Annotated in this window: 7 protein-coding genes; 3 read left to right on the plus strand and 4 right to left on the minus strand. The window is 50.6% G+C overall.

The window, feature by feature from the left end:
- Nucleotides 1–25: 25 nt before the first annotated feature.
- Nucleotides 26–355 (minus strand): hypothetical protein, encoded by a 330-nt coding sequence (locus M3200_RS07325; RefSeq protein ID WP_022382884.1) that lies wholly within the window; start codon nt 353–355, stop codon nt 26–28.
- Nucleotides 356–1035: 680 nt separating this feature from the next.
- Here M3200_RS07325 and M3200_RS07330 point away from each other — a divergent pair.
- Nucleotides 1036–1365, plus strand: a complete 330-nt coding sequence (locus tag M3200_RS07330; RefSeq protein ID WP_022382885.1) for a hypothetical protein — start codon at nt 1036–1038, stop codon at nt 1363–1365.
- 488 nt (nt 1366–1853) lie between these two features.
- On the opposite strand, the gene M3200_RS07335 is transcribed toward M3200_RS07330, so the two are convergent.
- On the minus strand, nt 1854–3836 hold the full coding sequence (locus tag M3200_RS07335; RefSeq protein WP_022382886.1) for a TonB-dependent receptor plug domain-containing protein: 1983 nt from the start codon (nt 3834–3836) through the stop codon (nt 1854–1856).
- Nucleotides 3837–4115: 279 nt separating this feature from the next.
- On the opposite strand from M3200_RS07335, the gene M3200_RS07340 reads away from it, so the two are divergent.
- Entirely contained in the window at nt 4116–4361 is a 246-nt protein-coding gene (locus tag M3200_RS07340; RefSeq protein WP_288178214.1) for a dioxygenase family protein, read from the plus strand.
- 60 nt (nt 4362–4421) lie between these two features.
- Nucleotides 4422–4898, plus strand: a complete 477-nt coding sequence (locus tag M3200_RS07345) for a dioxygenase family protein (RefSeq protein WP_288178216.1) — start codon at nt 4422–4424, stop codon at nt 4896–4898.
- A gap of 632 nt (nt 4899–5530) precedes the next feature.
- Here M3200_RS07345 and M3200_RS07350 read toward each other — a convergent pair.
- Entirely contained in the window at nt 5531–6121 is a 591-nt protein-coding gene (locus M3200_RS07350; RefSeq protein ID WP_022382889.1) for a plasmid pRiA4b ORF-3 family protein, read from the minus strand.
- Nucleotides 6122–6469: 348 nt separating this feature from the next.
- Nucleotides 6470–6763: hypothetical protein (locus tag M3200_RS07355; RefSeq protein ID WP_288178215.1), on the minus strand; the 294-nt coding region annotated here is incomplete at its 5' end.

Raw genomic sequence — 6763 nt, forward strand, 5'->3', positions numbered from 1 at the left:
ATGCCAATTTTATATGTTATTATTTTTATCCCACGAGAAAGCGTGAAGAACCATAAATTTTATATTGGGTAAGTATACTTCCTGAAATACTGACGGTATTATTCGATGCGTCGCCTGACTCTTTATCGGGTATACTTCCGCCTGCAATAACGGATCCTGATAAAGAAGAATTACCTGACGCATTCGTCACATTCAGCGTATTCCCGCTGGTCGTCCCCGTGTCGCTGTTACCGGTAATTTTCGTATCCGTAATTGACCCCGTCAGCGTCAAAGCCTCAGCCTCTGCCGTCATGGCAGAAAATCCCATTAAGCTGGATACGACCAGAGCTGTCAAAATCTTGTACTCCCTTTTCATGATTGGCCATCCTCACCCTGAAGATGCAGCCCTGGGCATGCATCTAAAAAAAGAAACAAGTGCCTTCCTGCAAGGAATCCTCAGACCTTCCCAAGGCGCCAGATTCCTTCCCCCGAGCAGCCTTCCCAAGGCAGCTCATACACAATCAACAGGGCCAACAGGCACTTTCTTACTTTTAATCATAATTCTATGATAAAAAAATATCTATCTGTCAGAATTATAGAGAACTCCGTACGATAGATATGAACTATTTCTATAACGAATTATTTAAATGTAGATAGGCATTAACGGCATTCGATACCATCGAAAGAAAACCCCCACGCCCGCCAGAATGTCCCAAAACAGTACCATAAAATCTTTAGATACTGAACATACCCTCCATAAAAAAGCGGTAAGCTGTATAACCCTAAGGAAATGAGGGTATACTGCGGAAAATGACAGGAAAAATGCGGTAACACTCGAAGAACCTCGCTGACGCTCGCAGAACTGCACCTCCTCAGTCGACTCCGTCGCCAGCTCCCCCGTGGGGAAGCCTTTATGGTACGGTGCTTGCCGCCATTATCATTCTCAAAAGTCCCCGCTCAGGAATCCCGAGCATCGCGAGTTCTGCGGGATTCGGTGATGAATAAGGAATATGGTAAACTACATATAGGTATTCTAGGCGAAAAGGAGGAATTGTTATGAAGAAGATCCTGACTGGCGTAATCGGCTGCGTTTTCCTTTTTGTCATTTTCTCTTTTTTGTTTCCAATGTCGACTGTGAAGTCGACGGTCAATTTATACTGGATTCTCAACCATAGGCCTTTCGTCACTTACGTCGACTGCGAAAGGGTACTGAACCGAGCAGCTTCGAAGGACACCGTTTATTCCGACGTCAGCCGGTACATGGATGAAGGAACGTACAACAATTTATCGGTAAAGACAAAGTCTTTTTACCACGATGGCCAGCCCTGGGATGACACAGTGCACGTGATCCAGCAGCAGAAGGAAAAGGATGCCGACGCCAGTTAGCCGTACTGGCCGAAGGAGATTCATGGAAAGTGATCAAGTACATCGAACCAATAGACAGCACCTGGTACGCCCCGACCTATTTCGAACACGTCTATTCCGCAATCCTCCCGGACGTGAAGAAGTGAATGAACCTTCGAGAGCGCCGCTAACACTCGCCTTCCCAATAAGGAAAAAGGGCTGCAGACCGGTCTTGACCTTGCCCTGGAAGGGAAGTCAAGTTTAATACCATACAACCTCGCTGACGCTCGATAACTGCACCTCCTCAGTCGACTCCGTCGCCAGCTCCCCCGTGGGGAAGCCTTTCTGGTGCGCCGCTTACCGCTATTATCATTCTCAAAAGTCAACGCTCAGGAATGACGAGCGGTGCGAGTTCTATTTCCCCGCGCGCCGCTAATGCTCGCCCCCATTTTCCCCACATGAAAAGGACACCGATTTTTCTCCGGTGTCCTTTTTTGCTTTCGCTATTTCTTATTTCCTCCGCTTCTCCCTTAGAATTTATAGCGGTACGACAGGATGAGGTTTCTTGGGGTCGCGTAGTAGTCGCTGGTGGTGTGGGAGACGATGTCTTTGCGGTTCAGGAGGTTGTCGATGGCGAGCATGATGTCGCTGGATTTGTTTGGCGAGTATTTCACGGTCATGCTGGTCAGGAGGTATGGTTTCACGCTGTGGGAATGAGCAGCAGTCGGCGACTGGACGCGGTCTGCGAGGTAGGAGAAGTTGAGGGCTGTGGTCCATTTCTCTTTTTCGTAGCCTACGCCGCCGGTGAGAAGGATGCGGCCGTAAGAGCGGTCCCAGTATCTCTTGGCGGATGTTTTTTCTGTGGTCTGCTTGCTTTTCGGGTTCTGCCATGTGAGGCCTGCGTGCCAGGTGAAGCCGTTGTCTTCCTGGCCTCTGATGCTGGCTTCGATGCCGTGGTTCTTGAAGTCTTCGTTGATGGCATACCAGCGTCCGGAGGTGCCGGAGTAGGAGATGTTGTCGTCGATTTTTTCGGTGAAGAGGGCGACTTTGTACTGGCGGTTGGTTTCTTCTTTCTTCCAGCCTGCTTCGTAGTGGAGGCCTTTCTGCGGTTTCAGGTCCGGGTTTCCGATGATGTTGCTGATGCCGCCTGCCTGCTCGCGGGAGTACATCTGGCTGAAGGTCGGAAGGACGAAGGATTGTCCTACGCTGGCGTAGAGGCTCTGCGTATTGTCCAGTTTGTGCAGGTACTGTGCCTGGCCGCTGAAGTTGTGGAAGTTCTGGATGCCGCCGGTGGTCCATGTGCCGCGGCCGCTCAGGGTCAGGACGTCCTTGGCCGTGAGATTTTTTTCCCAGGATCCGAAGGCGGAGATGATGTTGCGTCCGGTATCGCTCGTTTCATTTTCAAAGGTTTCCCTGACGAGGGATGTGCCGATCAGGAAGGTCTGGTCCGGATTTCCATCCCATACTTTCTGCACGTCGTAGCCGTAGGTCTTGTTCTTTTCCTGGCCGCGTACGGCCTTCGGCGCCGCGTATTTCTTGCCGGTTGAGGAATAGTAATCGGTGCCGTGGGTCTTCAGTGTGTTGTAATTGTAGAAGACGTGGCCGCTGATGCCGTCCAGGCCATGGAAATTGAACTGCAGGAAATCCTTGTCGTTTTCGTACCGGCGGATGTAGCGGGGATGGTCGTTCATGTCCTCGTAGTCCGGATCGGTGATGCCGGTATAGGTGTAGGCCCAGCGGCTGGCTGATTCGTTATGGTTGTACAGAAAATCCGCATGGTCATTGAGTTTGTACGTGGCAAGGAAATCATTCTTCTCTGAGCCGAAGAAGCGCTGCTTCATTTCCACGGGGACGCGTGTCTTGTCCGGCTTGATGGAGGAGTCGGACGAGGAAACGTATCCCAGTTTCCCCCATTTATTGTACGTGTATGCGATGGAGAGGTCTCCTGCATTCGCTGTGACGGCGTATTCCTGGCGGCCTTTGTTGCCGAGGCCGACTTTCACTTCGTTCGGCAGTGTCTTCTTGGTGATAATATTGATGACGCCGCCGGTCGCCTGGCTGCCATAGAGGACAGCTCCGCCGCCGCGGACGACTTCGACGCGCTCGACAGCGCTGGTCGGAATGTTTTCCAGATTGTAATTCGTGCGCCAGTTGATCGGCGTGCCGTTGATCATGACGACGGTCCCGTTCGAAACGCCGCGGATGACGTTCTTGGTCGTCATGGACGATACGGAAGTGCCATTCGGTCCCATGCCGGCATCGATGACACCGTCGAGGTACTGCAGAGCGACCTGCAGATTGTCCGCGCCGGTCTGCTCGATCTGCTCTTCGGTGAAGGTCTGCGTCGCAGCAGGAATCTCCGCATCGGATTTCTCATACCGCGTTGCCGTGACGACGACTGGATTCAATGAATACACAGCGTCACTTGTCCCGTCCGCTGCGCAGGCGTTCCCATATGCGCCTGCCATGAATACTGAAAGTACTGCTCCCGTTAATAACTTCCCTTTATACATCAAATTTCCTCCTCAATGAATGATGATAAAAGGTTTCTCATTCCCCGATTTCCGAACCCTCTCTTTCTTTTTTAATTTATTATTATATGAATTCTTATTATTTACTCATCTATTATATACTAATAGTTCATCATTTGCACCAATATATTAAATCTTGACCTAACTTATTATTAATTGGTATCAAAGAAACAGGGCAGGCCTGCTTTTCTTTGCGTCTTTCTCAATCCGAACCTATAATAAAGGTAAGAAAATCAATACGGTCTTATCGAAAGGAGGATCATGATGAAACTTCCTGTTATTTTTGCCGGACACGGAAGCCCGATGATTGCGCTCGAGGATAACGAGCTGACAAAGGAATTCCAGAAAATCGGAGAGAGGGTCGTTTCCGAATTTGAGAAGCCAAAGGCCATCCTTTCCTTCTCCGCCCACTGGTTCACCCGCGGGACGTACGTCCAGAGCGATCCCGAACCGCGCCAGGTCTATGATATGTACGGATTCCCGAAGGAACTCTACGAAGTCCAGTAACATCCCAAAGGCTGCCAGGAACTCACCGACGACATCCTCGCCCTGCTGCCGGACATCTCCATCAACGACGACTGGGGCATCGACCACGGCACATGGACCGTCCTCGTCCACATGTTCCCAGGCGCCCCGATCCCCGTCGTCCAGCTCTCCATCGATGGCATCGAAGGGCCGCAGAACGCCTACGACATAGGAAAAGCCCTCGCGCCCCTGAGAGAAAAAGGATACCTGCTCCTTGGCAGCGGCAACATCGTCCATAACCTCAGAAGACTAGAATGGGACAACCCCAACGGCTCCCCGCAGGCCGACCGCTTCGACGCCTTCATCACGGGGCTCGTCAAAAAGAGAGACAACGAAAAAATCATCCACTACGAAGACAACCCCGACGCCGCCTACGCCGCCCCGACAGCCGACCACTTCCTCCCCTTACTTTATACACTAGGCGCCGCCCAGGGAGAAAAACCCGAGATCTTCAACAACGTAAGAAACACCGGATCCCTCTCCATGACAGGATATTTATTTGGATTTGGGGAGAAGTGAAGAGAGGGAATGATGATGGGAGCGGAGAGAAACCAAACAACCTCGCTGCGCTCAGGAACTGCACTCCTTCCTGTCACTCCGTGACACCCTTCCTCGCTGAAACAGGTTTTCTCGATTCTGATGGGTAGTATCGAACGAGATTTAATACGGTTTTCATTTACGGTAAACGCATTTAAATCGCCATTGATAATAGCCGTTTTCGCCGGCACGGAAGGTTTTGACCTGCCCCAGCGGGGAAGGCGCGGTCAGCCAATCATTTAACTGTTGCTGACGAAAGGAATGCAGTATTCATCGCATTTTAAAATATGAAAAGGTTCTACGAGCGGAGCGAGGTTTTGCGGTTTTAAAACCATACAGCCGCCTTGCAGGCTAGGAACTACATCTCATTCCCTGGCTCCGCCAGGACCTTCTCCTTCGGAGCAAGGTTAACACCCTTAAACCTCGCGTTGCTCGATAAAAACCTTAAAACCAAGGCTGCGCCTCGAGGAAAACCGGAAAACCTCGCTGACTCTCAAGGACGCCCAAGCCGCAAAAAAGGCCCAATGCATTTGCATGAGGCTCTCTTTGTATATCTCCGATTTTAAACTGCTCTGACAGCTCCCCCATCTGAGTGTCTTGCTGCTCAGTGCGGGTTACCTGCGGCGGTTTGTGGCGTGCTCGTATTCATCTTTCAACCACCGTACGTCCACGGTCAAGCCATAATTTATATCCTTCAAATCAAAATATTTATAGGACAGTAGGTGTTCTTTGTTAAACATGCTTGGAAGTTGCGGTTCGCCTGTTTGGTCTTCCTTTTCGATACGTTCCAGTAACTCGCCCGGGAACATGTCCTTTATGATACCACGCCCGGCGCCGGCGGTCACATGAGGATAATGGTTTCCTTTGCCCGGCTCCATGGGCCGCGTCCCCTTGAAGGTAATCTGGAATTCCCAATTGCAGCCGTAATCATAGATCATGGTCAGCTCGTCCCCGGGCGCAAGCTTCATTTTCTCCAGATGCACCCGGTTAGGCCGGCTTGCCTTAGGTCCATCGGGATCGAAGCGAAGCTCATACCGTTTACCCTTATAGTACAAACAGAACATGTGATCACGCCCCGTGTTAAAGACCACCATGATCGTGTACGCCAGCTGGGCCAGAGTAGACTTGGCAGAAATATCGATATCCCGCCAAATCTTATCCTCCATCTCCTTCACAGCCACGTGGAAAGAATAAAGTTCTGCCATAAAATGCGCCTCCAAATACAAGAATGGGACACAAAAACAGAAACTGCATCCCCTGCCGAATTAATTACTGCTAAAAAGCCCGGGCTCAAACCACCCGATCATCATCGTTCTTCATAACTGTATACACTATAAAATAAAACAACGTCAATAGCAAACATTGACACCATTTTTTATGAAATGGAGGCGGTGGAGCGAGAATGAGCTGTCCCCGTTAGGGGAGAGTGGCGCCGGAGGCGACGAAAGGGGTTCATTACCACGAGCTACGCGAGGTTGTGTGGTGTTAAACTCGCCTTCCCAGACGGGGAAGGTGTCCGGCCTCAAATACTTATGCCGGACGGATAGGGTTGATTATTCATTGGGTTTTATAAAAGGTTCCGCGAGCAAAGCGAGGTTGTGTGGTTTTGAACTTGATTTTGCCCTGGAAGGGAAGGTGTTGCCGAATGGCGACGGATGAGTTGCATTTCTGCAAGGCAGAGCCTTGGTTGTATGGTTGTGTGGTGTTCTTTTAAAAAAGCATATTGATATAGAAGCGTACCTCGGCACTTTAGCGATGACACGAGAGCGGCGAATCAACATGATTAAAACCATACAGCCGCCTTGCAGGCTGGGAACTACTGTATCCGTCGCCTCCGGCGACACCTT

Source organism: Dialister sp. CAG:357 (assembly GCF_000435155.1).
Classification (GTDB): Bacteria; Bacillota; Negativicutes; order Veillonellales; family Dialisteraceae; genus Dialister; species Dialister hominis.